28 protein-coding genes and 3 pseudogenes are annotated in these 24,935 nt (G+C 66.2%); 12 read left to right on the top strand and 19 right to left on the bottom strand.

Translation table 11 applies throughout. From position 1 onward, the window contains the following. The first annotated feature begins 699 nt into the window (after window positions 1-699). Window positions 700-1,812, top strand: a complete 1,113-nt coding sequence (locus tag A37U_RS0128205; RefSeq protein ID WP_026197683.1) for an ABC transporter substrate-binding protein — start codon at window positions 700-702, stop codon at window positions 1,810-1,812. 420 nt (window positions 1,813-2,232) lie between these two features. Here the strand turns inward: A37U_RS0128205 and A37U_RS53955 are convergent. Continuing rightward, window positions 2,233-2,572 (bottom strand): annotated as a pseudogene (locus A37U_RS53955) (IS256 family transposase); the annotation flags it as partial. Between the two features lie 111 nt (window positions 2,573-2,683). Next, window positions 2,684-2,851 (bottom strand): annotated as a pseudogene (locus tag A37U_RS52710) (IS110 family transposase); the annotation flags it as partial. A gap of 191 nt (window positions 2,852-3,042) precedes the next feature. Here A37U_RS52710 and A37U_RS0128200 point away from each other — a divergent pair. Both A37U_RS0128200 and A37U_RS51980 read left to right on the top strand, forming a co-directional pair. After that, the gene (locus A37U_RS0128200; protein ID WP_020500031.1) at window positions 3,043-3,615 is read left to right on the top strand and encodes a Clp protease N-terminal domain-containing protein; all 573 of its coding nucleotides are present in this window, start codon (window positions 3,043-3,045) and stop codon (window positions 3,613-3,615) included. 206 nt (window positions 3,616-3,821) lie between these two features. Next, a complete protein-coding gene (locus A37U_RS51980) occupies window positions 3,822-4,196 on the top strand; it encodes a hypothetical protein (RefSeq protein WP_157183079.1) in 375 nt (124 codons plus the stop codon). 33 nt (window positions 4,197-4,229) lie between these two features. On the opposite strand, the gene A37U_RS45640 is transcribed toward A37U_RS51980, so the two are convergent. Both A37U_RS45640 and A37U_RS53125 read right to left on the bottom strand, forming a co-directional pair. Further along, complete coding sequence (locus A37U_RS45640) at window positions 4,230-5,003, bottom strand: ATP-binding protein (RefSeq protein ID WP_240437694.1); 774 nt, start codon at window positions 5,001-5,003, stop codon at window positions 4,230-4,232. Continuing rightward, window positions 4,987-5,484 carry a hypothetical protein gene (locus A37U_RS53125; protein WP_205623043.1) on the bottom strand — a complete coding sequence of 166 codons (498 nt, stop codon included), beginning with the start codon at window positions 5,482-5,484 and terminating at the stop codon, window positions 4,987-4,989. Before A37U_RS53125 ends, A37U_RS45640 begins: the two co-directional genes overlap by 17 nt. A gap of 23 nt (window positions 5,485-5,507) precedes the next feature. Here A37U_RS53125 and A37U_RS53120 point away from each other — a divergent pair, with 23 nt between their 5' ends. Next, entirely contained in the window at window positions 5,508-5,705 is a 198-nt protein-coding gene (locus A37U_RS53120; protein ID WP_205623042.1) for a hypothetical protein, read from the top strand. Between the two features lies 1 nt (window position 5,706). Here A37U_RS53120 and A37U_RS53115 read toward each other — a convergent pair whose 3' ends face one another. Both A37U_RS53115 and A37U_RS0128175 read right to left on the bottom strand, forming a co-directional pair. Next, window positions 5,707-6,309, bottom strand: a complete 603-nt coding sequence (locus tag A37U_RS53115; protein WP_205623041.1) for a transposase — start codon at window positions 6,307-6,309, stop codon at window positions 5,707-5,709. A gap of 321 nt (window positions 6,310-6,630) precedes the next feature. After that, complete coding sequence (locus tag A37U_RS0128175) at window positions 6,631-6,981, bottom strand: winged helix-turn-helix transcriptional regulator (RefSeq protein ID WP_020500029.1); 351 nt, start codon at window positions 6,979-6,981, stop codon at window positions 6,631-6,633. Between the two features lie 82 nt (window positions 6,982-7,063). Here A37U_RS0128175 and A37U_RS0128170 point away from each other — a divergent pair, with 82 nt between their 5' ends. Further along, entirely contained in the window at window positions 7,064-7,729 is a 666-nt protein-coding gene (locus tag A37U_RS0128170; protein ID WP_026197680.1) for a flavodoxin family protein, read from the top strand. 400 nt (window positions 7,730-8,129) lie between these two features. Here A37U_RS0128170 and A37U_RS45630 read toward each other — a convergent pair whose 3' ends face one another. The 3 genes and pseudogenes from A37U_RS45630 to A37U_RS55070 all read right to left on the bottom strand — a co-directional run. Then, window positions 8,130-8,600, bottom strand: a complete 471-nt coding sequence (locus tag A37U_RS45630; protein WP_063712844.1) for a VOC family protein — start codon at window positions 8,598-8,600, stop codon at window positions 8,130-8,132. A gap of 250 nt (window positions 8,601-8,850) precedes the next feature. Then, a complete protein-coding gene (locus A37U_RS45625; RefSeq protein ID WP_157183078.1) occupies window positions 8,851-9,102 on the bottom strand; it encodes a PASTA domain-containing protein in 252 nt (83 codons plus the stop codon). A gap of 104 nt (window positions 9,103-9,206) precedes the next feature. Continuing rightward, window positions 9,207-9,395, bottom strand: a pseudogene (locus tag A37U_RS55070) (GNAT family N-acetyltransferase); the annotation flags it as partial. A 261-nt stretch (window positions 9,396-9,656) separates the two neighbouring features. Here A37U_RS55070 and A37U_RS0128155 point away from each other — a divergent pair. Further along, a complete protein-coding gene (locus A37U_RS0128155; protein ID WP_157183077.1) occupies window positions 9,657-9,992 on the top strand; it encodes a DUF4288 domain-containing protein in 336 nt (111 codons plus the stop codon). A gap of 227 nt (window positions 9,993-10,219) precedes the next feature. Here the strand turns inward: A37U_RS0128155 and A37U_RS0128150 are convergent, their stop codons facing one another. Further along, on the bottom strand, window positions 10,220-10,627 hold the full coding sequence (locus A37U_RS0128150; RefSeq protein ID WP_020500024.1) for a RidA family protein: 408 nt from the start codon (window positions 10,625-10,627) through the stop codon (window positions 10,220-10,222). Between the two features lie 139 nt (window positions 10,628-10,766). Between A37U_RS0128150 and A37U_RS0128145 the strand changes: the two genes are divergently transcribed. Next, window positions 10,767-11,303: a pyridoxamine 5'-phosphate oxidase family protein gene (locus tag A37U_RS0128145; RefSeq protein ID WP_338055077.1), complete on the top strand. Its 537-nt coding sequence runs from the start codon at window positions 10,767-10,769 to the stop codon at window positions 11,301-11,303. A gap of 317 nt (window positions 11,304-11,620) precedes the next feature. On the opposite strand, the gene A37U_RS0128140 is transcribed toward A37U_RS0128145, so the two are convergent. From A37U_RS0128140 to A37U_RS0128115, 6 genes are read right to left on the bottom strand one after another with little or no spacing between them, the layout of a single operon-like run. Then, complete coding sequence (locus tag A37U_RS0128140; protein ID WP_020500022.1) at window positions 11,621-13,063, bottom strand: sugar porter family MFS transporter; 1,443 nt, start codon at window positions 13,061-13,063, stop codon at window positions 11,621-11,623. A gap of 5 nt (window positions 13,064-13,068) precedes the next feature. Further along, entirely contained in the window at window positions 13,069-13,470 is a 402-nt protein-coding gene (locus A37U_RS0128135) for a sensory rhodopsin transducer (RefSeq protein ID WP_240437693.1), read from the bottom strand. Window positions 13,471-13,489: 19 nt separating this feature from the next. Then, window positions 13,490-14,257 (bottom strand): SDR family NAD(P)-dependent oxidoreductase, encoded by a 768-nt coding sequence (locus tag A37U_RS0128130; protein ID WP_020500020.1) that lies wholly within the window; start codon window positions 14,255-14,257, stop codon window positions 13,490-13,492. Further along, window positions 14,254-15,426 (bottom strand): mandelate racemase/muconate lactonizing enzyme family protein, encoded by a 1,173-nt coding sequence (locus A37U_RS45620; protein ID WP_020500019.1) that lies wholly within the window; start codon window positions 15,424-15,426, stop codon window positions 14,254-14,256. Before A37U_RS45620 ends, A37U_RS0128130 begins: the two co-directional genes overlap by 4 nt. Further along, window positions 15,423-17,072 (bottom strand): N-acyl-D-amino-acid deacylase family protein, encoded by a 1,650-nt coding sequence (locus A37U_RS0128120; RefSeq protein WP_020500018.1) that lies wholly within the window; start codon window positions 17,070-17,072, stop codon window positions 15,423-15,425. The genes A37U_RS45620 and A37U_RS0128120 overlap by 4 nt, the downstream gene beginning before the upstream one ends. Beyond that, window positions 17,069-18,394 carry an MFS transporter gene (locus tag A37U_RS0128115; RefSeq protein WP_020500017.1) on the bottom strand — a complete coding sequence of 442 codons (1,326 nt, stop codon included), beginning with the start codon at window positions 18,392-18,394 and terminating at the stop codon, window positions 17,069-17,071. Before A37U_RS0128115 ends, A37U_RS0128120 begins: the two co-directional genes overlap by 4 nt. A gap of 91 nt (window positions 18,395-18,485) precedes the next feature. On the opposite strand from A37U_RS0128115, the gene A37U_RS0128110 reads away from it, so the two are divergent. Both A37U_RS0128110 and A37U_RS50175 read left to right on the top strand, forming a co-directional pair. Further along, complete coding sequence (locus tag A37U_RS0128110) at window positions 18,486-19,151, top strand: GntR family transcriptional regulator (protein WP_020500016.1); 666 nt, start codon at window positions 18,486-18,488, stop codon at window positions 19,149-19,151. Between the two features lie 1,683 nt (window positions 19,152-20,834). Next, window positions 20,835-21,095, top strand: a complete 261-nt coding sequence (locus A37U_RS50175) for an FMN-binding negative transcriptional regulator (RefSeq protein ID WP_083933911.1) — start codon at window positions 20,835-20,837, stop codon at window positions 21,093-21,095. Window positions 21,096-21,127: 32 nt separating this feature from the next. Here A37U_RS50175 and A37U_RS0128100 read toward each other — a convergent pair whose 3' ends face one another. From A37U_RS0128100 to A37U_RS0128090, 3 genes are all read right to left on the bottom strand, one after another. Beyond that, window positions 21,128-21,685 (bottom strand): cysteine hydrolase family protein, encoded by a 558-nt coding sequence (locus tag A37U_RS0128100; protein ID WP_020500014.1) that lies wholly within the window; start codon window positions 21,683-21,685, stop codon window positions 21,128-21,130. A gap of 85 nt (window positions 21,686-21,770) precedes the next feature. Then, window positions 21,771-22,052 carry a sugar-binding domain-containing protein gene (locus A37U_RS54510; protein ID WP_083933909.1) on the bottom strand — a complete coding sequence of 94 codons (282 nt, stop codon included), beginning with the start codon at window positions 22,050-22,052 and terminating at the stop codon, window positions 21,771-21,773. Further along, entirely contained in the window at window positions 22,049-22,414 is a 366-nt protein-coding gene (locus tag A37U_RS0128090; RefSeq protein ID WP_026197677.1) for a MerR family transcriptional regulator, read from the bottom strand. The genes A37U_RS54510 and A37U_RS0128090 overlap by 4 nt, the downstream gene beginning before the upstream one ends. A 27-nt stretch (window positions 22,415-22,441) precedes the next feature. Between A37U_RS0128090 and A37U_RS45615 the strand changes: the two genes are divergently transcribed. The 3 genes from A37U_RS45615 to A37U_RS48625 all read left to right on the top strand — a co-directional run bounded on the left by A37U_RS45615 (window position 22,442) and on the right by A37U_RS48625 (window position 24,920). Beyond that, a complete protein-coding gene (locus A37U_RS45615; RefSeq protein WP_157183076.1) occupies window positions 22,442-23,257 on the top strand; it encodes an alpha/beta fold hydrolase in 816 nt (271 codons plus the stop codon). Next, a complete protein-coding gene (locus tag A37U_RS0128080) occupies window positions 23,248-24,042 on the top strand; it encodes an LLM class flavin-dependent oxidoreductase (protein ID WP_020500010.1) in 795 nt (264 codons plus the stop codon). The genes A37U_RS45615 and A37U_RS0128080 overlap by 10 nt, the downstream gene beginning before the upstream one ends. A gap of 101 nt (window positions 24,043-24,143) precedes the next feature. After that, window positions 24,144-24,920 (top strand): phosphotransferase, encoded by a 777-nt coding sequence (locus A37U_RS48625; RefSeq protein ID WP_157183074.1) that lies wholly within the window; start codon window positions 24,144-24,146, stop codon window positions 24,918-24,920. Window positions 24,921-24,935 lie beyond the last annotated feature (15 nt).

Here is a 24,935-nt window from a genome sequence, read left to right as displayed (position 1 = left end):
TGTGGCTGCTCACCTCGCGACCGACACCGTGGGTCTCCTTGAACGGCAGCCACGCCGGCACGTCCTTACCCAACGATCAGATCGCGCAAGTCTCAATCAGCGGTCGAGCCACCAACAGAGCAGTGGGCGGCCATTCCCAGCAAGCCGTCACCGACCACAACCGTGACCAGACCCGGCAGGGAGACCTCAGCCATACCCGCTGCCCCAAGGAGAGCGATCAAGACCCTACGACGGCCCCGACATCACCCACCCCCGAACCGTAAGGAGGGTGACCTGCTCATCGGGCTGCAGCGCTCAGCGATCGGGACACTGGTCGAGCGCACCAGCCGATTCACGATGCTGATCCATCTGCCACGCGAACAAGGCTACGGGCTACGTCGCTATGAAGACGCTCCCCCGCCGACACCACGTGATCGACCGGATCGACGCTGGCTGCCGAAGCCACCTACTACGGCTAAAGCATGTTTAGGAAAGATCTTCCGGGTTGCAGACCCTTGTTGGTGCCGATGACGATGTAGCCTGACAGCCCAGCGCACAAATAATCGGTTGCCTATTGGTGATGGTGGTGGGTCCGATGACCGGCATGATCACCCAGGCTCGTGCGCCGCAGCGAGGCGTGATGAACGCGAACCGTCGGCCCCGATCGGCGCGCGTTCCGGACGGACCGCGGCCTCATCGTCCCAGAGGAGACGCCACCCGATGAACACGCCACCATCTCTGTCCGGAGCGGAGCACACAGACAGGTCGTCCGTCCGGCTGGGCGTTCTCGTTCCGCTGTCCCGGCCCGGCTGGGTCGAGGCGGGGCGACATTTGCTCGCGGGACTCGACCTGGCCGTTCGCGACGTCAACGATGCCGGCGGGATCGACGGCAGACCACTGGAGCTGGTGGTCCGGGACACCGCGGCCGATCCGGAGCGGGCCGCAGCGGCCGTGGACGAACTGGCTGGCCTCGACGTGGCGGCCGTGGCAGGCGAATACCACAGCGTGGCCGCCCGCCACGCCGCCGCCCGGGCCGACGCCCTCGGCATGCCGTTCCTCTGTTCGTCCGCGGTGCTCGACGCGCTCACCGGGGAACCGACGGAGTGGGTCGCGCGCCTGGCCCCGGCCCAGTCCCACGGCTGGCGGATCTACGCGGACTTCCTCCTAAGCGCAGGCCGTCGTCGGGTCGCCGTAGCGACCCAGCCGAGCATCTACTGGGCGTCCGGCACCCGCGTCCTGCGAGACCACCTCGCTCCCCGCGGCGGCACCGTCGTCGAACTCGACACGAACGCGCTCACCCCGGATGCGCTGTGCGACGCGCTCGTCGACCACGGTGCGACGGCGCTCCTGCTCCTGGTCGGCCATCCGGAACCGGCGGTGCCGATCGTCAGGGCCGTCCGGGGCGACCGGCGGCTCGCGGAGATCCTGATCGGCGCTCCGGCCGGACAATCGGAGTTCGCCGAATGGGCCGCGGTGCTGGGAGAGGACGGCACCGGGATTCCGTTCCTGCGCTACTTGCCCGAGCGCCTCGGTCCGCTCGGCGAACGCGTCGGGAAGGAGCTCCGCGAGCGGCTGGGCGAAGTGCCCTCCTTCGTCGCCTTCGAGGGCTGGGACACCGTCGCCGTCCTCGCTGAGGTGCTGCGTTCCCACGGCACAGACCGTGCGGCCATCGCCGAGTCATGGCCGCGCGTGACGGTCGAGGGCACCCGCGGGCCGATCGGGTTCTCCTGCACACCGGGTATCAGCGTGTGGCAATGGGCTTGGGCACCGATCCAAGTCGTTGATCGGGACCCGGCGAAACCCGATCGCTTTCGGACCCTCCACGCCGGCTGAGCTCGTTGTTCAACCTCGCCAGTGCGGAGACCTGCTAAGATCAGATGTCTCCCAGACAAAGGCGCAGCTACCCTCACACTTCGAGATGTCCAGCCACCCCGCAGCCGATGCCGTCCCAATTCTCATTCCGCAAGTCCTGATACCTGGGATTACCGGCTTAACAATAGGCTCCCATCCTGTGGACACCATCCGCAGCAGTGTAGGCAGCAGTACCGTTACAACGAGCCTGTCGCGCGCGGTGCGTGGCTATCGCTGAATGTTCTGGCGCGGCCACCAGCGCCCGGCGCCGTTGATCAGGTCGCCGGTGTCTTCGGAGCGTCGTCCGGCACGCGTATGCCTGCGGTATAGATGGCGAAAAGGAAGACTCCTGTGGCGCCGTCGGGGCGCTGGTGGACCCAGTCCCTTTACCGCGCGCCAGCGGTCTTCGCCGTTCCAGATCTCCGCCAGGGTCCTCTTTGCACCCAGGTGTGCGGACATGGGCACGGCAAGGACGCTGGCGATCTTGTAAACCTCAGTATCGCTGCTCCCAAGTCTCGAGGAACACCTCGCGTAGCGCACCCCAAACCCCAGGCCCCGTCGCCGGCGGCGAAGACCGAGGCACGCATCCACTGCGCCCGCAGTCACGCAGGTCCGCCCAAGACTCGGTGGACTCGCGGTAGCCGTCAGCTAGAGCGACAAGCTCCCTGCGGTCTGCGCGCACCTCGATCAGCGCCAGCAGACACAGTTTGTTTGCCTCCACGCGGACATTGACGTGGATCCCGCCCGCCTACAGATACGCAAAGCCACAGGAGACAGATCACACTCACTAAGAACTTATTGCAGAATGAGTTGTTGGAGTCCGTCGGTGGCAGACTTCTCACGCGTTTAGTTGTCAAGCGGTTGCTTGATCTAGCGGGGCGATGGGTAATGGGAACGCGGTGTTCTCGTTGAAGTGCTGGCGTGCGGTGAGGCAGTGGTGGAGACAGCCGAGCAGGCGGTTGAAGAGGTTGCGTTGGGCGGCTGCGTGGCGGTCTCCGGTTTGACGACGGCGGTCGTAGTGCGTCTCGTCAAGTGACCTGGCCCCGCCGGCCGGCATGGATTTTGGCTCCGGAGGTTGGCGGGTTTGGTGGATCGTGTTGACGAACCGGTCCTGTCGGCGGTTCGTGCTGTTGTTGCGCTGCGGGGTAACGCTGTAGTTCGAGTGGGCTTGTGGCTTTTCGTTGGTCGGCGGGCTGGCGCATACTGTGAGGTATGTTCGAGCGGTTCACCGATCGTGCGTTGCTGGTGGTGGCGTTGGCGCGGGATGAAGCCGCCCGTTCGGGTTGCGATTTGGTCGATACCGAGCACTTGTTGCTCGGACTGCTGAGGCGGCCTGACAGCCTGGCGGTGACCACCCTGGTGTCGTTGCACGCGCGGATCGAAGGGGTCCGCGAGCAGCTGTATGGGGCCATCGCGGCTGGTCAACCTACGGACACGGAAGGGCCCGGCTGGAGCCAGGCTGCTGTGCGGGTTTTCGAGTTGAGCCAGCGCGAGGTGGAGCGACTGCAGCAGGTGCAGGTGGATACCGAGCATCTGCTGCTCGGATTGATCGCGCAGGAGGGTGGCGTGGCCGCTGAGGTGCTTGTGTCGGTGGGTGCGGACCTTAACCGGGTCCGGCAAGAAGTTCTTGAGCTGGCGGTCGCGTACCCGGCCGATGCGGCCGGCAGCGCGGTGCGTGGGTATTCCCCGGATCCGATTGTGGCGCTTCTGGTCGCGATCGAGGAACGGGTTGATGACCGGCAGCGGCGCGTCAGTGCCCTTGAGGACGCGATGCGGCCGGACTGATCGGTGTCCGCTGCCGTGGTCAGCGGATCGCTGTAGCAGCGGTAGTTGACCTCTGGCGGATGGACGCCGCAGCGTCTGGGGAGTAAACCCATTTTAGCACTGGGGTACCAATCTATTCTTGTGTTCAGTAAAAAAGGGGAATGAACGTGTTTCGAAGAATCAGGTGCGAAAGAACCAAATCCGTCCTTGCCGTTACAGTTGGTGCCTTGGCGCTTTTGGCGGCAAGTGGGGGCACGGTTTCGGCGCAGCCGAGTATGTATGGGAAACATGATGTGTCGCCGCTGACGCAGCAGGTTGCGTGTAATCACAGCAGCCGTCTGCAGGCGCGTGTCCAGTATGAAAACCCGACCGGTCAACTCGTAACCATTTGTTTCGATGGTCTCGGCGGTCCGGAGTGGTGGGATGTGAATCAGACCAGTGTCGACGGGATCATAACCCAGGACACCTATGGTCAGGCTTACGGTGGAGCCAACTGTGACCAGCAAATCCCGGCGGATAGGCCGAACTGGGGACAGAGCGAGATGCTGGGTGTGCCTGACGGGAAACTGTGCCGCATCCTCGTTTCGAGTCCCGCTCGCTAGTGATTCAGGTGAGCGGAGCTGGTTTTCGGTCAGTTAATTTTCTTGGCGCAGTTGTGGGTTTTTCTGGTGCGTAGCCGGTAGGATTCGGTGCCGGTCTCGAGGTGTGTGCGTTGAACGTGATCCGGTCGACCAGGGCCGCGACGAGGCAGGGGTCCCGAACACGGTGCCCCATTCGCTGAATGGCAAGTTTGTGGCCAGCCTGATCGAGGCGCATTCTTCGCGTTCGGTGATGATCTGGAACAGGAGTTCGGCGCCGCGGGCGTCGATTTGGACGTAGCCGAGTTCGTCCAACAGCAATAGATCGAGACGTCCGTAGCGGGCGACCAGCCGGGATAGGCATCGTTCGTCGGCGGCTTCGACGAGTTCGTTAACCAGTTGGGCGCAGGTGACATACCGGACCCGTTTGCCTTGTTCGCAGGCGGCCAAGCCGAGCCCGATGAGTACGTGCGTCTTGCCAGTGCCGGAATCACCGAGCAGCACGACTGGTTCGCCGGCCTCCAGATAGGCGCCGGAAGCCAAAGTGGCCAGGTGTGCCGGTTCGATGCTGGGCACGGCGTCGGTGTTGAACTCGGAAAGCCGTTTCAAGCGTGGAAATTTCGCCTCGGCGATCCAGCGGGTGCGGCGGCGTTCGCCGCGCTCGTCGACTTCGGCAGCGAGCACTTCGGCCAGGAACGCCAGGTAAGTTTGTCGTTCCCGACCGGCGATCTCGGCCAGCCGGGCTGCTTCGGTCCGAATGGTGGGCAGGTGCAGATCACGGGCGGCGGCGTCGATCGCGGCCTGAGCGGCGGCATCAGAATCGGTCGGCATCAGTTACTCCCAGCCGGTAGGTGGTCACAGGCGCCCAGGGCAGGCGCGGTCGTAGCCGGACCAGCACGCCGATCGGGACCACCGCAGCCATCTCGCTGGCGGCGTGTCGTCGGGCGTCGATGAGCACGATCTGCGGATCCAGCACCCCAGTCTTGACCGCGGTACGCATCGCGGCCAGCAGGGCGTCGGTGAGAAGGCTGCGGTGGGCCAATAACAGTTCGATCAGCGCGCGGGTGCCGGCAGCGTCACCTCGGGCAGAGCGGGCGGCGTCCCAGTAGCGTTGGTGGGTATCGGTGAACACGCCCGCGGCTTTGGCCTGGGCTAACGCGGTCGCGCCCGGCAGGGGTCCGGGTTTGCGCTGCAGGACTTCGAGGTAATGGTCCAGGCAAAGCACCTCGCTGTAACGCTCGACGGCGCGTACGTGACTGGCCACCACGGTCGCGCCGTCGAGCACTTCGACCGTGGCCGCAGACAGGCGCACCGGCAACCGGTGCCCAACCAGCCGTGCCGGCGCCGAGTAGCAGCACTGCCACCCGTGCCCGAGCATCCACCCGCGCGTGCAGCAACCGGGCCGAGTCGAACGGCTCGGCCGGCAGCGGGCACAACTCGGGCAGTTCGGTGGCGGACGTGGTGGCCACGGTGCTGGCCCAGCCGGTGATCACCCGGTCGTCGTCGAGCTGGTCGCCGGCCGCGATGCGCTGATTCAGCGCGGCCAGGTAGGCCACCTCGGGTAGCGGCACGAGGTAGCGTCGGCGGAACCGGCCGATCTCGCCTTCGACGCCGCCCTTTTCGTGCGCGCCTTCCTTGCCGGGCTGGCAGAAGAACGAGTCGTAACCGTACTCAGCGCGATGAACCGCTCCGATTCGGCGCGATCGCGGCCTTTGAGCACCCGCACGACCGCAGGTTTGAGGTTGTCGTAACGGATCCTGGCCGGAACCGCTTGAAAGTGAACGAACGCCGCCACATGCACCTCTAGGAACGCCTCTTGAGCCTGGGTCGCGAACGCGATATGGAAGGCGCGGCCCGAGTAGGACAGGCGCAGCACGAACATCCACAACTTCACCAACACACCCGCGACATAGGCATAGAACTCGCCGAAATCCACCTCCGCCTCGGCCCCCGGTAGGTGGGTCTGCGGCACCGTGACCTCGATTCGATCCAGCTCAAGCTCACCCCGACGGCGACCCACATACCGCGACACCGTCGACGCCGACAACTCCGCCCCGTGTTCAGCCACCAGCCGCTGCCAAACCCGCCGAGCGGTATGGCGCTGTCGTTTCGACACGTCTCGATCAGCCTGTAGCAACCGTCGATGATCTCGGTGTAGGGGTCCAGCGCCGGTCTCGTGCGAGCCGGGTACTGCTTGCGCGGTGGCGGAACTGCGTTCAACAGCGCCTGCCGCACCGTCCGGCGATGCACCCGATGCCGCTCCGCCAACTCCCGGATCGAGCACCCCTCGATCCGCCGATCACGCCTGATCTGCTCGAACAGTTCCACCCTCGAGTACGCCGCCTTCGACCTCCACGCCGACAACAACGACGCGAAGATCACAAACCGGGTGGGGCCAACATTCGGTCCGAACCACCCACCAACCGGGGCCAGCTCAGGTGACCACACTCAGCCGCCGCTAGCCGGGTTGTTGGACCTCTCGCGTCGAGTTCTCGACGTACCAGTTTCCCCATCGCTCGAGTTCGCGGACCAGACTCTCGAGGGTCTTGCCGACGCGTGATGGTGAGTATTCCACGCGAGGAGGAATTTCCGGGTACACCCGCCGACTGATCAGGCCGTCGGACTCGAGCTCTCGAAGCTGACGGGTGAGCACTCGGGCGGTGACGCCGGGCAGCGCACGCTGGAGCTCGGCGAAACGGTGAGTTCGGTCGTAGAGCTTGAGCAGGATCGCCAACTTCCAGCGTCCCCCGACGACGCGCATCGCCACCTCGACCCTACAGTGCTCGGGCTCCACCTCCGCAGGCTTCATACCTGCACGGTATCCAGAAGGTTAGTGCGGGACAATAATGTTCGTACTTCACACGGCACGCGGCTTGGACCACGCTGCTGACATGACCGTCTTGGTGATGACCGCCAGCCCGCGTCGAGATGGCAACTCCACACTGATGGCGCAGGCGTGTGCCTACGGCATACGTGAATCCGGAACGACGGCCACCCTCCTCTCATTGCCCGAAGCGGTGACGGGATTTCTGAGAGACTGCCGAATCTGCAGACAGCCCGACGGCGACTGTGGAATAGCCGACGGTTACGCCAAACTACTACAAGAAGAGCTCATCCCCGCAGAAGCGATCGTCTATGCCACGCCACTGTACTGGTACGGGATGGCGGCATCGCTGAAGAACTTCTTCGATCGCCTCTTCTGCTACACCGCAGCAAGCTATCCCGATTCGGAGCGAGTCGTCGACGCCTTGGCCGGAAAACGAATCGCGCTGCTCATTTCCTCTGAGGAGACCTTTCCCGCGGCGACAAACGCCGTCGTCTCACAAGTCCACGAGGCCTCCCGCTACCTGCGCCAACATTTCGTCGGTGTCGAGCGAGGCATCGGCAACCGGCGAGGAGACGTGGAACTCGACCCCGACGATCCACTCGGCCGCGCACGACGGCTCGGCAGTGAACTACTCACACGGCACCACTCCGATTACACCGCCGCGAGCACCCGCCCAGGATCGGTGTGGGCAGCCCCAAAACAGCACAACAGCCCGAGTCAGGACACATAGTCTCATCCTCGACACCTGCGGGGCGCGACGTCACATCAAGGTTCTTCGTCCTCCCAGGTCGCGGCCAACGCCACCAGCCCAAACTCTGACAGAGTTCCCAACGCATCGTCACCTCGCCGGGCAAGTGGAGCTGAAAACCCTCACGAGGCCGGACTGTGCCAGGAACAGCGGCGCCACTCATCGGACAGTCCCTCATATTGTTATATGAGAATCGGCATAGCAAGACCGAAACGCCGCTACCAGCACAGTCCCAGCGAGGAGACGACGAGCCCCCGACCCCACTCGACAAATCCGCCTTACGCTGGTGTCGGGGACTGTCCGGATGTTTGTGGGCGGCCCGGTGATCGCCTACTAGTTACTGGGCGTTGATGCGGTGATTCGGACAGCGGATCCGTCTGCGTTACGGGTGTTCAGGTTTCTGGCGGATGGTGTTGCCGTCTTGGACGAGGCTGGCGGTGAAAGCCTCGGACATCGCGGTCGGGGTGGAGACGTCGACCAGTGCCCCGTTCGGGTCGGTGAGTAAGAGTCGGCGCTGCCCGTAGAACAGGTCCTGCGGCCCGGCCACGATCGCCAGGCCCTGCTGCTGGGCGCGGACGTGGACTGCGTCGACGTCGTCCACGACAAACGAGAGCACCACCCCGCCCGGCTGCTGCCGGAACCCATCCGGGAGCAGCTCATGATCCCGACGCCAGATACCGAGCTCGCCGGCTGGCGTCCCGTGCCCGTCGTCGAGGTCGAGCGTGCCTGAGGTGAGGTTGACGAACCAATCACTGTCGAACGCGACCGTGAACCCGAGCAGGTTGACATAGAAGTCGCGCGTCCCGGCGACGTCGTCGGTGAGCACGTTGGCGAAGGCCCTCGATACCGTCATGGTGGCCAGTGTGCCGAACAAGCCGCCATGCTCGCACCCATACAGCGCGCCTCTGGCGAGGGAATCTTCGAGAAAGTGGACGGTCCGCTGAAGACCCGTCCACCGTCGGGCTAGGTTCGAAGTCGTGCGGGTGAAGTGGTCGGACGATGACCTGGTGGCGTCGTGGACGCTGGTCATCCGTGCGTTGGCCGTCGATCTGCCGTGTTCACGAACTCGACCTGTGCCGCCGACGCGCCGTGCTTGGTCGGGTCTATTCGGGAGCCAGGTTTCCCGCTTCGGTGTGTAGGGACACTGCCTGCCCCACGGTGACGTCGGTTCCCGCCGCCAGTGTCTGCTTCAGGACCACTCCGACGGCCGGTGCGGCCGTGTAGTCCCGACCGTAGGGAACCAGTCTGGCGGTGCGCACCGTCTCGCAGGCGTCTGCGGCGTCGAAGCCCACGGCATCCGGCACCTCGGCTGCAGGGCCATCCGGCACCGACTCGTCCGGCAGCTCACCGCTCATGTACACCGAGTCCCTGCGCTGTCCCGCTAGAATCCAAGGATCCTTTTCGTACAGGGTCGAACTCTGCCTACCGCAGTGGAGTCTCGTAGATAAGTTGCCGTTCGTCAGTTTGGTCGGACCCCGATGGGGTGGAAGCCTGTCCGTTCGGGGACCTTTCGACTTGCCTGATTATCGGGAAAGACGTAGACACGAAGGGAAGGGGCGACCCCGGCTTCGGAGTGCGTGTCGTACCAGCAGGCCAGGGCGCGAGCAAGTTCGGTGGCGTAGCCCGCACCCCACAATCGAGGCGCGAGTAGGAAGCCAAGTCACGGTGCCGGATCCGGTGCGGATGACGAAAGCCTGGTTGACACTTCGCCTAGGACATTGAGGGGACGGGCCCAAGCCGTTGGGCTTGGCTGGAATGCTGTTTCGTCGGGTGGAGTTCGAAGGTGAAACCGTCACGCCGTAGGTTGCGGAAACTCTGCTGATGCCCCGATGTTCGGGCGGAGAAGCCGGCCGAGTTCTCAGTGAAATCCCTGAGGCGGTTGCTTTCGGCGATGCTTAGGGTGATCGTCATGATTGCGAACCGTTACGTCGCACTCCTGCTCTTCGAGTCGATCAGCAGCGACCGGAACCGCCCTGCGCTGTACCGAGAAGATGTCGTCCTGCTCCGTGCTTCTTCTGATGAGACGGTGCGGCGTCTGGCCGACGCTCACGGGCGCGCTCAGGAGTGCACCCACCGCAATGCCGATGGCGACACGATCTCGACCCGGCTGATGCAGATCGTGGACGTGGCGACGGCCCTGGACGAGGACCTCGACGAGGACGCCGTCGACCTGTACGCGCGACATTTCCGCGACCTCGACTCCTACCGCGTCCTCGACCCGCTCCTTGAGGGTGAGCCCCTCTGACCTCCCTCGTTCTTCGCACCTTTCAGCGGCTGAGGCGCGTTCAGGATCTTCTGGACGACGGCGTGCTCGTGTCGGACTGGGGGCGACTGCCGCCGTTCGAATGCGCCACCTACCCTGCGATTCTTTGCCCATGCCGGCCAACAGCAGCTACGGAAAGCTCGTTGCCAGCTATTGTGCCGGTTGTCGATCCCCTTACGTCGTCGGCTCAACTGCACTGCTGGTGATCGTCAGTCGGTGACGGCAGCGATCGCCTCGATCTCTACGAGCTGATTGTCGTAGCCGAGCGCGGTGACGCCCATGAGGGTGCTGGGCACGTCGTGCTCTCCGAACGCGTCGCGCACGACCTGCCAGGCTGCTACAAGATCGGCTCGCGACGTTGACGCGACGAGCACGCGAGTGCTGATGACGTCGTCAATCGACGCGCCGGCCTCGGCCAGAGCGATACTCATGTTCTCGACGGCGTGAGCAGCTTGCCCGGCGACATCGCCCACGGCAGCAGTGGAGCCGTCCTCGTTCAAAGGGCAGGCACCCGCAAGGAAGATGAGTCGAGCGTCAGCCGGGGCGGTTGCCGCGTAGGCATATTCGGCCACGCCGGACAGGGCGCTGGAGCGGATCAGGCTGACAGCACGAGGCATCGATGTTCTCCAATCGAAACAGCACCGGATGCTCCCAGCATTTCAGCGCTGGCTGTTGATCCCGCCGAGACCGAGCGCATCTCACCCGAGGATCCGCTTGCGAACGTTTGACAGGGGTTTCTCTTGAGACACCGGCTATGTGGCTGTGTCATGTTGCAGTGATACGTCGTGCTGGGCCGAGCGTGTAGGTGGCAAGGGGCGGGATGTCCGCCAGCCGAGAGTTGTCGGTGGTCGCCGCTACGGTCGACGACATGGACTATCGAGACGAGAACGAGAGCAGTTCCTGGCCGAACCCGGTATCGGTACCCTGTCGGTGGTCGAATGGCCCGACCGCGCACCGCTGACGATACCCATTTGGTACGACTACGCGCCGGGCGGCGAGCTGTGGGTACGTACCGGGCCCGATTCTCGAAAGGCGCGAGCAATTCGGGCTGTAGGGCGTTTCAGTCTGATGGTGCAACGGACCGAGCCGACCGTGCGCTACGTGTCGGTGGAGGGGCCGGTATCCAGGATCACCGCAGATAGCCGCGACCAAGCTGTGCAGATGGCTGCGCGGTACCTCCCTGCGGACAGGGTCGAGGACTTCGTGGAATACGAACAGACCCAACTCGGCGAACACGTCACCCTGTACATGCAGCCAGAACACTGGGTCTCCGCCGACCTGGGCCAAGGCTAGCCGCGAAGCAACCCGCGGTCGATCAACACGGCTCACCTCGGCGCGAAGCGATGGGGCGGTGTCTGCAACCCGATCCCGCGTCGCGTCTGCGATGTACGGCATCCTACTCGACGAGGAAGACAAGGTGCGGTCGATACTCGACAGGATAGGCACGGGGCATACGACACAGCCTTTCGGATCGGCTGCCAGTTAGCCACCGAAACTGGAACCTTTCCCGTAGGTCAGGTCACATGCCGGTGGCGAAAATCCGTCGGACATGTCGGCGCGACAGTAAAGTGTCTGCCGGGTGTGACGCAAGGTTTCACTCGGTGGGCGGGTCAGTGGTTATCGGTGATTTCCTCTAGGGGACGGTTCCCAGTTTCCGGGAGGGCGATGAACACGAGGGCAAATGAGGCGGCGGCGAAGCAGGCATAGAGACTGTAGCTGCCTGGCACGGATAGCTCGCGCAGTGTGGGGAAGGTTAGGTTGACAAGGATCCCGGCAACCCAGTTGGCGCATGCGGCCAGCGAAGCGCCCTGCGCGCGCAGCCGGGTTGGAAACATCTCCCCGAGCAGTACCCACACCACCGGGCCCCAGGATACCGCGAACGCCACTACAAACACGTTCGCGGCCAGCAGTGTGACCACGCCCCATCCGTCGGTGAAGCTGACCGCGTCGCCGACCTCGTGGGCTTGGGAGAGGCCGACTGCCATGACGGTTAGAGCGCCGGTCATGCCGATCGAACCGCCGAGCAACAGTCTGCGCCGTCCGATCCGGTCGATCAGCGCAATCGCCACTGTTGTCGCCACGACATTGACGAGGGAGGTGAACGCGGACAGCCAGAACGAGAACTCGTCACCGAACCCTACCTGCGCCCATAGCGACGTGGAGTAGTAGAAGATCACGTCGATGCCGACCAGTGCCTGCAGCGCGGCGATCGCCATGCCGATCCAGATGATCCGCGGCAAACGCCGCAGCATGGTGCGCTCGGGAGACAGCCCGCCGGATGCCGGGTTCGCCAGGTCCGGCGGACTCGCCGGGTTCGGTGGGTTGAGTGCCGCGGCGATGGCTGCGATGTCGTGTTCGGCCTGTGGTTCGGGGATTCGATGCAGGCGTTGCAGGACTCGCCGCGCGGCGTAGTCGCGGCCGAGGGCGACGAGGTAACGGGGCGATTCGGGGAGCGCCACCGCAGCGAGTGCGTAGGCCAGCGATGGGACCGCGCCGACCAGGAACATCCACCGCCACGCAGGCAGACCGGCGCCGAGTACCTGGTCGGCGCCGCCTGCGGCGCCGACCAGGCTCGCGTTGCACACTAGCGCGGCGAAGATGCCGAGCACGATGGACATCTGCTGAGCCGACGCGAGCCGCCCACGTAGCTGGGCGGGGGCGATCTCGGCGATGTAGAGCGGGCCGACGACCGAGGCGGTGCCGACCCCGACGCCGCCGAGTAATCGCCACACGGCCAGCTCTGTGCCGGTGTGTGCAAGCGCGCTGAGCACCGACGTGGCGAGGAACAGCGCACCGGCGAGGAACATAGTGGTGCGCCTTCCCAGCCGGTTGGTCACCCGACCTGCGGTGAAGGCGCCCACTGCGGCGCCGAACAATGCGGCGGCCACGATGGTCCCGAGCAGCGCTGGCCCGATCGCGAACTCCCGTTCCACCGCGTCGACGGTGCCATTGACGACGGCGGTATCGAACCCGAACATGAACCCACCCAGCGAGGCGCCACAGGTCGCCAGGATCACTGCTGTGGTGGCGCGGCGCCGATCGACGGCACTCATGAAGCTCAACCCCGCACCGGGAACGCGATCGTGCTCAGCAACGCGTTAGCCGGCTGGCGCGAGTCGAGACGGGTGTGTTGCGCGATGATCGGAGCCGAGGAGGTGATCAGGGCGGAGAAGTCCGTCGCTGTGGGGACTGGTTCGGGTTCTGTAAGGTTGTTGAGGGTGACGTGGCGGACCCGGCGGGCGGGCACGGTCACAAGGTAGGGGCCCGCCGGCTCGCGGTCGGCGAAGAACAGGTGCAGCTGCACGTACGCGGCCCGTTCTCCCGTGTTGAGCAGGCACAGGCTTTCGTGGCTGCGCAGGGCCGGGTCGTCACCGGTGCTGTAGGGCGGGATCCAGCCATCGCCGATCGCCCAGCAGGTGGTGCCGACGCCGACACAGGGCATGGGTGTCTCTGTGTTCATGATTGCTCCCAGGTAGGGCTCAGGCGCTGATCGAGGACTTGGCCAGGACGCCGCCGTCGCAGCCGACCAGCGATCCGGTGGTGAAGGACGAACGGTCGGAGAGCAGCCATAGCACGCACTCGGCGATCTCGTCGGGACGGGCCAGCCGCCCGAGCGGGACCTCGCCGGCGATCTGGCCGCGCAGCGCGGCCGACTGGGCCGAGGTGACGTTGGCCCACATCAGCGGTGTCTCGGTCGGCCCAGGCAGGACGGCGTTGACGCGGATTCCGTAGCGGGCGTAGTCGACGGCGATGGTGCGGGTCATCGACGCGATCGCGCCCTTGGACGCGCCGTATGCGGTGGCGCCGCCGGCGGCGAAGCCGACCTGGGCGGCGGGGGAGCAGCACAGCACCACGCTGCCGCCGGTGGCCTTCATCGCCCGCAGCGCCTGCTGCACGATCAGGAAGGTACCGGTGGTGTTGATCTCCAGCACCTGCCGGAAGGTCGTAGGGTCGAGCTCATCGGCCGGGCCACCGCGGTCGATCCCGGCGGCCGTGAATACTCCCGCCAGCCGGGGCCCGTCTCCGATCGTGGCGAACAGCGTCTGCACCTGGTCGGCCGCGGTGACGTCGACTCGGTGTGCGGTGGCCTGACCACCCGCGGCGCCGATCAGCTCGACCGTCTCGCAGAGCCCGTCGGGGTCGAGGTCCACGGCGTGTACGTGGTGGCCGTCGCGGACAGCGAGCACGCAGGTCGCGCGCCCGATGCCGGACGCGGCACCGCTGACCAGGATCGCCGTGGCGGTCATCGGTCTGCCCCCAACCGGTCCCTCCCAGGCCGGTCCGGATCGAGGAGGACACTGGGGTCGGCGTAGCGGGCCAGCGCTTCGGGGTCCAGTTCGACGCCCAGACCGGGGCCTTCAGGGATGGTGAGCATCCCATCGGTGTCCAGCGACCATGCAGTGGTGAGGAGGTCGTCGATGTACGGCGAGCCAGTGACGTATTCGACCAGGTCGGTCTCCGGTAAAGCCGAAGCCAGCTGTAGGTCGGTGGCCAGTCCAATGGCGGTGTTCCAGCCGTGCGCGATGAGCCGGATGCCGTTATCGTGCGCGACCCATCCGATACGGCGCAGCTCGCTGGGTCCGCCGACCTTGGTTACGTCCGGCTGCACTATGTCGAGCGCGCCGCGCTGCAACCACGGCCAGAAACTCTGGCGGCGGGTGAGTACCTCGCCGCCCGCGATGGCGACAGGAGCGCGTTCGCGCAGCCGAACGTAATCGTCAAGAGCGTCCGGCGGCAGTGGTTCCTCAAACCACGCGACGTCGTGCTCGGCGAGCATCTGCGCGGTACGGAGTGCCCACTTGTACCCTTGGTGCCAGGCGCTGTCGCTTCCCCCGGCATCGACCATCAGCAGCGCGTCCGCACCGATGGTCTCCCGCGCGGCGGCGACGATTTGCTCGTCGAGACGGTGGCTCTCGCGTCCGAACGGTCCCCAGCCGATCTTGAAAGCGGTCCAGCCAGCCTCGACCAGAACGCGCAAGTGGGCGCACAACCGTTCGGGCCGCTCCATCAGTAGTGAGGCATACGGCCGGACACGATCGCGATAGCGGCCGCCGAGCAGCCTTCCGACCGGCTGACCGGTCGCCTGGCCCAACAAGTCCCACAGGGCGGTATCGACGCCGCTGATGGTGTGGGTGACCGATCCACCGCGGCCGAGCCAGAATGTGGTGCGGTGTAGGCGTTCGGTGACCCGCTCGGGTTCGAGAGCATGCTCCCCGATCAGCAGCGGTCGCAGCAGGTCGAGGGCGGCATGCACCAGGGCCTCGCTGGTGAACACGCTGCCGATGCCGACAGTGCCGGCATCGGTGTGCACCGCGACGAGAGTATGGACCACGTCATCGGGCGCGAGCTCTTCGGTCCAGCCACCCTGTGGGGTTGCCCCGCGCAGACCGGCCGCCCGCACGTCGGTGATCTTCATGCACATGCTCCGTTTCTTTCGGGGGATCGACGCAGGAACCGGCCGGACCGCGTTCCCAGGTGGACTCCGCCGCGTACCACGGCGACGCCGTTGACGAACACGTGCGGCACGCCGTCGGCGTACGCGCCGTGGAATGTCGCCGTGTCGGCACCGGCCAGTACGGCGGTGTCGATCACCGCGAGGTCGGCGTACCAGCCGGGAACCACGCGGCCGCGCCGCACGAGGCCGAACCGGTCAGCGACCATCGAGGTCATCTTTCGCACCGTTTCCTCGACGGACAGGGTTCCGCTGCGCAGTGCGTGATGGGCGAGGTAATGCGTGTGCCCGCTGACGAACAGCGGGTGGCGGGTGCGGGCGGCGAGGGGGCCGTCGAGACGGGTGGTGAAGCCATCGACACCGAGACAGAACAGTGGGTGTGCCACGGCCTCAGCGACGTGTCCGGGGGTGAACAGTCGCCCGAGCAGCTGTACATCCGCCATCTGCGGACCGGCGGCAGCGAGTACGTCGAACAACGCGTCCCAGCAGTCCTGCCCACGACGCGCGGCGATTTCGACGAAGGGCAGGCCCTCCAGCTCCGGCAGCCCGGGGCTGCGCAACAGACCGACCCGGTCCCACTGACCGTGGTGCACGAACCGCCAGTATCGATCGCAGTCCCGGCGTAGCCGGGCCCGGACAGCAGAGTGGGCGAGCTGTTTCGCGGCGGCCTCGTAGCCTCCGTCGAGCACCCACGACGGCAGCAGTCCAATGGCGAGCCCGATTCCGTGGCACAGCGGAGTGATGTCCGCAGCCACGTCCAGCCCGGCCTCCCGCGCCCGGGTCAGCGCGTCCACCGCCTCGCGCCACGCACCAGCGGGCGCCCCGGTGTCGTAACGAACATTGAGGTGTGAGAGCTGGGCGCGCACCTCGTGGGCTCGCGCGACGGTGAGGAACTCCGCGACGGACTCGCTCAATCGAGCGTCGCGGTTTCGGATGTGACTGGCGTAAATGCCGTCGTAGTCACGCAGTGCACTCGTCACCGCGATGAGCTCCGCTATTCGCGCTTCCCTGCCCGCGCCGTACTCCAGCCCGGTCGACAGGCCCAGCGCTCCCGCCTCCAAGGCTTCGCTCAGCAGAGCTGACATTCGTCGCACCGCCTCGGTGGACGCTTGCGGTCCGGACAGGCCCGCAGCTTCTCGGAGCGCGGTGTGGCCGACCAGCCAGGCGAGGTTCTGCGCGGTCCCACCGTCGCGGTCGTGCACGATCTCGAGCAGTTCGGGAAACGAGCGCCAACCGATATCGCCGTCGTACCCGTAGCCGCGCAGCGCACGCCGTGCCGCAGGCACCCCGGCATCAGTCAGTGGTGCGTAGGTGACCCCGCAGTTGCCGACCACCTCGGTCGTCACCCCCTGGCGGATGGTGCTCTGGGCGTCTCGGTTACCCAACACCGACCAGTCGCTGTGGCTGTGCGGGTCCACGAACCCGGGGGTCACCATCCTGCCAGTGATGTCCAGGGTCATTGCGGCAGCCCACCCGCCAGTGCCGACGACCGCGATTCGGTCGCCGCGTACTCCCACGTCGGCGCGCACCGCCGGAGCTCCGGTGCCATCCACGACGTACCCCCCGATGAGGGCGAGGTCCAGGGGATGCCTGGTGCGGGCCGCGATCATCGGGGCAGCTCCCGGTCGTGGCCGCGAGGCATCCGCCACAGGCAGGCCAGCGCAACCAGTGCACCGAACACCAGGTAGTGCGCGGGTGCCATGGTGGACCCAGTCCAGCTGGCCAGCGCGGTGTTCACCAGCGGCGCCGTGCCCCCGAACAGTGCGACCCCGATGTTGTACGACGTGCCGAATCCCGTCGACCGCAGCCTGGTCGGGAAGAGCTCCATGAACAGCGCCGCCATCGGCCCGGACGCCCCCGCGTACAACACGACGAACAGCACCTGCCCCAACAGCACAAGCGGCACCGACCCACTGCCGACCAGCAGGAACACCGGATACACCGTCACCACGAACCCGACCATCGCCACTGTCATCACCCTGGTCCTGCCCACCCGGTCGGACAACGCCCCGGCAACCATGATCAGCGGGACCTCGACTACCAGCGCCGCCGCGTTCGTCGCCAGTGCACTAGTCAGCGGCAGACCGGTCACCCCCGCGACGTAGGACGGGAAACCAGTCGCCGTGTACCCCAAGACCGCGAGCCCGAACACGCTGCCGAACACCAGCAACCAATTCCGCCGCATCGACTCGGCGGGACCGGTGTCGACCGTGAGCGCGGCGCCTCGCGCCCGACGGAACTCCGGCGAGTCCGCGAGCCCGAGCCGGACGAACAAGCCGACAATCGCGACGGCCCCACCGAGCAGGAACGGCACCCGCCAGACGCCATGAGCCACAGCGGCCTCGCCGAGGGTCGACGTCAGTAACGTCACCACCCCGACACCGAGCAGGAAACCGACAACCGTCGCCGCCTGCACGATCCCCGAATACCGTCCACGGCGTCCGGTGGCGGCATGCTCGATCAGGTAAGTCGCGCCCCCCGTCCACTCGGCACCGACCGCGAACCCCTGCGCCATCCGCAGAATGACCAGCAACAACGGGGAGAGCAGACCCGCGCTCGGATAGGTGGGCAACAGACCGATCAGCAGGCTCGCCGAACCGACCACCAGGATCGTGACCGCCAGAGTCGTACGCCGACCCACCCGGTCACCCATCCGACCGAAGACCACCGCACCCACCGGGCGGCAGACGAACCCCACCGCGTACGACGCAAGCGCCACCAGCAACGCGACCGTGGGATCGGCGGCAGGGAAGAACAACCGGGCGATCACCGTAGCCAGGGCCGCGTAGATCGCGAAGTCATACCACTCCAGCACCGTCCCGAGCACCGCGGCCACGGTCACTCGCCTCGGCACACCCGACGGCCCCATTTCCTCACCGGCCTGCGCATCGGCGGCCTGCCCGACCATCCCCGCAGCATCGTCCGTGCTCATCCGTTCTCCTTCACAACCCAGTGAATGGACGGAACAGTAAACCGCTCGATGGCAGATGGTCAACCATCGCCCATCTGTTAAGGTTTGCAGCATGCTTCCGGCTCCCGCCCCACCCGAGTCGCGGCGGAACTGGATCCTGCGCCATCTCCGGCACCGCATCGCCACTGGCGAATTCACTGCGGGCGATCGGCTCGTCGAGCGGGATCTTTCCGCGGCCTACAACCTCAGTCGCGGCCCTGTCCGCGAGGCGATCATGGTCCTCGAACACGAAGGACTCGTGGTCACACATCCCTATCGCGGCGCTGTGGTCGCCGAGATCAGCCAAGCGGAGATCACCGAGATCCTGGTGCCAATCCGCCTGGTCATCGAGCGTGCGGCGTTCCGCGCGGTTGCCGAGACACCACCAGACGGTCTTGTCGAACACCTCAGCGGGATTGTCGCCCGGATGGAGCGCCGATCCAGCTCCGCACTGGACGCCGAACAGCTCGCTGACCTCGACGTTGAATTCCACGAAGCGGTGATCACCGCCGCAGGCCATACCCAATCGCTACAGATCTGGCGCACCCTTCAACCGCGAGTGCGCGCCTACTTCCTACGCGATGCCCCACAACACGGCGAACCCGGCGAGATCGCCCGCCAGCACCGGCATCTGCTCGACGAGCTCCGCACCGAAGAGCCGGAACGCGTGGACGCCGCGCTGACCAACCACGTGCACACCTACCTCGACCAGTCGCGCGCCACCGAACGCACCGGCTGATCGCTTGCCCCGAGCTGTTCAGAGCTGAGATACTTACAGCCAACCCAGCCCTTTGAGGGCAAGCCGCCTTGAGGGCATTACCGGAGACCCGGGGATCCGCCCTGCAGGACGAATCGCCGAGACACCGATCGCCCGTGGAGCGGCTGGGGCTGTGGCCGAAACCGGGCCATCACCTTGGGGTGAATGGGCACCTGTGCGCTCTAACCGCACGCCGCGACCCCACCGCCACTCGTGACAGAGCCGAAAACTCTACAGACCCGCTCGACGTGTCCGCCACGTCCTGGTCGCACATAGAGCACTGTAGGTTGCTGCCCCGGTCCGGTGTCGACCGTGCTCGGGTCAAGCTGAGACGCCGGACGTTACGCCGCTATCGGCTTCCAGTTCCGCCCCGGTTCACCGCTCTGCGACTGGTCGACAAGTGTAGTTGCCGACATCGGCTCCGGCGAGTTCGGTGTACTGACTCAGCCATTCCCGGTACGCGGCGGGGCGTTTGCGCTGCGGCTGAGCCCAAATGTGGTCGGGCACATCGGAGGATGTGGCAGTCGGCAGTGCAGGACCAAGCCGAGCGGCACCGCGTGCCGGGCGGGCGCTTGCGGGGATTTCGCCGGTCTCCTCGGCGAATTCGCGGTCGGCGCGCCCTCGAAGCTCCCACATAAGCCGCATCCGAGCGCGCAGGGACGGGCCGTCGCCGACCATCCGGTGCAGGCGGTCGAGATGGTGCGGCGGGTTCGGTCTAGTCCGCCGCGAGCCGCTGTTCCACCGTCCGGAGTTCGGCACCACCAGAGACGATTTCGACGCGATGATCGCCGAGGGGTTCTGGGAGATTGGCGCCTCAGGCCAGCGCTATAGCCGTGCCTACGTACTCGATATGCTTGAACAGCGCCACCAGCAACCCCACGAAGACCCGTGGTCAACCGCCGGCTTTCACTGCCAACAGATTGCCCCCGAGATCTTCTTGTTGACCTACACGTTGCAGCAGAGCGCTCGCGTCACCCGACGGTCAACGTTGTGGCAGTACACCCCTGACGGCTGGAAAGCACTGTTCCACCAAGGCACCGAAGTCCAGAATGACAGTCCCGTCCGCTGGGTATCGCCCGAGTATCGCCTTCTGCACCCGGGGTTGCCGGCGTGCTGCGGGCCTTGTGGTGCCGCTACTGCCGCCCCAGGTAGTCGCCAATCGTCCATAGGTTGCCCTCGGGATCGCGGGTCGTGAAGGCGTAGGCGCTGGCAGCCCCCCTCGCCGAACTCGCTACGTCCGGGAGACGTCACGATTTCCCCGCCCGCCTCTTGGACACGCCGATGAACCGCGTCGACGTCCTGAGTGATCAGGTACAGCGCTGCGGCCTTGAGGCCCTCGTGGCACCCCACCGGTGTGCTTCGTGCCGCCGAACACCAGGGCGCCGCCACCAGGCCAGCGCAGCTCACCGTGCACGACGTCTCCGTCGTCATCGCGCACCGTCAGCGTCTCGCGCAGCCCGAGCCCGTCGACCAGGAAACGTCGCGCCGCCTCGGTGTCGCTGTAGTGCAGGATCCTCGATGAGACGACGAGATCGAAGCCGTCGTTGTCCCGCGATCGGCGGGTACGCGAGGGGTGATGATGAACAGATGCGGCACAATCCCACGCACGCGGTTACCGATGAACAGGCGGTGCGGCGCCTGATCGTGGAGAATCCGTGAGCGACGTTGGTCAGCGATAACGACGGCGAGCTGATCGCTTCGCGCTATCCCGTGCTGCTCGACGAGGGCTCCGGGGAACTGGCTATCGTCACACACGTGGGCCGGCCCGACGAGCAGGTTCACGGCTTCGGCGAGCGCGAAGTCCTGCTGATCGTTGCCGGCCCGCCCGGCTCTGTGTCGCCGAGCCGGTATGGGCCGAAGGAAACACCGGCCCCAACTTGGAACTTTTCACTGTCGCCCACTGCTACGGCGTGCCCGAGATCATGACCCCGGAACAGAACCTGCGGACGCTGGAGCGCCTAGCCAAGGCGGGAAACCCAGTCCGCGATCGTGATCACCTCCGCCTCGCGTGGGAAGACCTTCTCGGTCAGCACGCGGTGCACCTCCGCGTCGGTGTCATCGCATCCATCGGAAAGCACGATCTGCTCGTACTGCCGCTCGGTAGCATCGCGCAGAGTGCCCAACACCACCCCGCTGGTGCCGAGCCCGGTGAGCACCAAGGTATCGATGTGCCACGCGCGAAGCAGGGTCTCCAGATCGGAGTTGTAGAACGCGCTGATAAACCGTTTCGCCACAACCGGTTCCGCGTCTCGCGGCGCCACCGCAGGATGGATCTCGCTACCAGGATTCGACTCCGTGAGCGTGTCCGTGCCGATCACCGAAGCGAAGAACCTGCCACCCGGGTCCACCTCGGGATGGCCGTCCCGGTGCCGCACGACCACGTGGATCACCGGAACAGTGGCCTCCCGCGCCGCGGAGACGGCACCGGCCAGCCGCGCCGCGTACCGTTGCCCCTCGTTGATCCAGCCGACCACCGTCTGCTGCACGTCCATCACCAACAGCGCCTGCTTCAACACCCCACACCTCCTGCCAGGACCTTCGCCGACGACAGAGACAACCCCGACCTGGTGTGCCGCATTCCGGCCGACCACGCCCCAGGCTTCAGCGCGCCAACTCGTCGTCGGTAACCAGGGGGTGCACGAAACCGACGGCGACCGCGGCACGGGTCGCGGTCTCGCATTCAGGGCCGAAGCTGGAGGTGATGGTCCTCGGCACGGCGCGCGATCGCTCCGCGCTGATCCCGATGACGCGATCGCCGACATCGGCGTACACCGGCTCTCCCGCAGCATCGAAGAGGCGTCCCGAGACCTCACCGTACGCCCCCGTCTCATGAGGTTCCCCGCAGCGGGACAGACGCGATCGAGTGACGTTGGAACCGCTCACGAGGACAGGAACTGCGAGACGGTCGTGTTGAGGTAGCGGCGGAGTGCCTCGCGCGACCGAGCGAGCGTGTCGATGCGCTCATCGAGCCCGCGCAGGCGTGACTGTAGCGTGGCGAGCAGATCGGGGCACGGTTCGAGATCAGGTGCCGCACCGGCGGCACACGGCAGCAGGAGCCTGATGTCCTCGGTCGACAGTCCGGCCTCCAGCAGTTTGCGGATCTGGACCACAGTCAGGACGTCGTCGGCGGTGTACTCGCGGTAGCCGTTCGGCCCGCGGCCCGGCGCGAGCAAACCTTGGGCCTCGTAGTAGCGCAGCAAGTGCGCGCCGACCCCGGTCCGCTGACTAAGTTCCCCGATCCGCACCCGTGCTCCCTTGACCTTCATATCAGTGTGAACGTCGATGATCCTGCCATGACTGTCACCCCTCTGGATGCGCTCGTCCGCGGCCCCGCTTCGGTTACCGGCACCGTGGTGCTGCACGGTGCCGGCGGCACCCCGGAATTCAACGTCCCCTTCCTGGACGACCTGACCCGCAGTGGTCGTGTCATCTGCCCCTACTACCCCGGGACAGGGCCGTCCCCACGGGCGGCAGACGCTCTACAGCTCGACGAGCTGGCAGACCGCACGGTGTCCGCCGCCGACGCCGCCGGCGTGGAACGGTTTAATCTGTTGGGATACTCGCTGGGTTCGGCGGTGGCGGTGCGGATCGCTGCCCGCCATCCAGACCGGATTAGCCGAATCGTGTTGACTGCCGGGCTAGCGCATGCGAGCACGTCGCTGCGTCTGGCGTGCGGGGTGTGGATCGCCCTGCTCAAGGCCGGCGACTCGCTGACCCTGGGCCGGTTCCTGGTCTGGGCATCGAGCTCGGAATCGGAATGGCGCCACCGCAGCGACGATCCGGACGCGATCGCTCTCGAGATCGCGGCCAACGCCCCTGATGGCTCGGCCGCCCAGGCCGACCTCGCCCGACGACTGGACGTGCGCGCTGATCTCTCTCAAGTCCGGGCCCCGACACTCGTCGTGGTCCCCCGCGACGACCGACTCGTCGACCCGGCGCACTCCGCGGAGCTGGCCCACAGGATTCCCGGGGCCCGACTCCTCGAGATCGGTGGTGGACACGTGATCGTGGGCCCGGCCGCCGACGAGTGGCCCCGGGCGGTCTTCGACCATTTTGACCTCGTCGAAGGAGCCCCGACATGCGCATAGACCTGGTCCTACCCAGCGAATCGGCCACCGCCGACACTCGGACGGTGGCCGACCTCGGCGTGACCGCCGAGAACCACGGGTTCGGCGCGGTGTGGTTACCCGACCATCTCCTGCCCCCAGGCGGCTACAACCACACCTATGGCGGAGTACATGAACCCCTGATGACCCTCGCCTTCGTCGCCGCCCGCACACGCCGGCTGCTACTGGGCACTTCGGTGCTGATCACCCCGCTGCGCGAGCCGATCCTGCTGGCCAAACAGACCGCCACTCTCGACGCGTTAGCACCTTGTCGGGTTCTGCTCGGGGTCGGTACCGGCTGGGAACGTTCCGAGTTCGACGCCGTGGGGGCCGAGTTCACCGGTCGCGGCAGTCGTACCGACGAGATCCTCGAAACCGTGCGCGCTCTCCACGCCACCGGGCGCGGTCTGGGCGGCGGAGTCTTTGCGCCGACACCCGCGCGACCCATACCCCTGGTGGTCGGCGGCACGTCGCTCCCCGCACTGCGACGCGCCGCTCGCTTCGGTGACACCTGGCAAGCCGTCGCTCGCACTCCCGATCAGTTCCGCGCCGACCGCGACCGGCTTCGCGGGCTCACCGACCGAGACGTGTCAGCGGGAGCCCGGATCGCCTGGCCCAAAAATGGAGGACTCCCCGCACTTCTCACCGAAATCGACCGATGGCGCCGGGTCGAACCCGCGCATCTTGCGATCTGGATCGGCGAGCTCCCCCACGCCGCCGAACGCATCGCCACGCTGGGCACAGCACTCCAGCAATCACCCATCTGATCAACTCCTGTCCCAGCCAACCCCCAACAACCACAAGCCGGGAGACGAAGACCCTGCGGTATGTACGCAAACGGATCGGCGACTGCACCACAATGCTGGCCATGGAGGAGCACGAGATCGTCGGCCGCGGGTCGATGGACCGGCTGTGGATCGTAGGCGAGACGGTGCGCCGCGAGCGCGGTGCGCATAGCGATACCGTCGCGACGCTGTTGACCCACTTGGAGCGACGAGGGTATCCGTACTCGCCGCGCTACCGCGGTATCGACGAGCAGGGCCGAGATGTGCTGACTCGCTTGCCTGGCGTGCCGGTGCCGACCTTGCGCGGCGACGACCAGCTTCGCGAGGTCGGCGGCGCGATCGCCACCTTCGCCGAAGCGGTGCGCGATTTCCGTGCCCCGCCGGGAGCGCTGTGGCGCAATCCGGAGGACTGGCCGCTGCACGGCGACACGGTGATCCACAACGATATCGCGCCGTGGAACATGCTGGAGCGCGACCAGCGACTGTGCGGGCTGGTCGACTTCGACTCGGCCCGGCCGGGCCGGGCGATCGAGGACGTGGCCTATGCGGCCTGGCACATGACCCCGTTGCATGACGAGCTGATGGGCGACGGTGCTGCCCCACCGGCTCTGGCCGAGCGTCCTCGGCGATTGCGGATCTTTGCCGATGCCTGCGGCCTGGACAGCCAACAACGCTGCCGGTTGCTCGACGAGGTGGCTCGAGTCCAGATCAACCAAGCCGCCCGGGTCGCTGCGGGCGCGCTCGGCCCGCGGGCTGATACCGCGCGGCACTGGGACAGCGGGCGGTTCACCGTCAACATCGCCCGCTCCCTGCTATGGCTCGACCACCATCGTGACCACCTCCAACAGACACTGACCTAAGCGCTACCTCGCAGA

This window comes from Sciscionella marina DSM 45152 (assembly GCF_000379465.1).
In the GTDB taxonomy this organism is placed as follows: domain Bacteria; phylum Actinomycetota; class Actinomycetes; order Mycobacteriales; family Pseudonocardiaceae; genus Sciscionella; species Sciscionella marina.
This window is presented reverse-complemented; position numbering and strand designations above follow the sequence as displayed.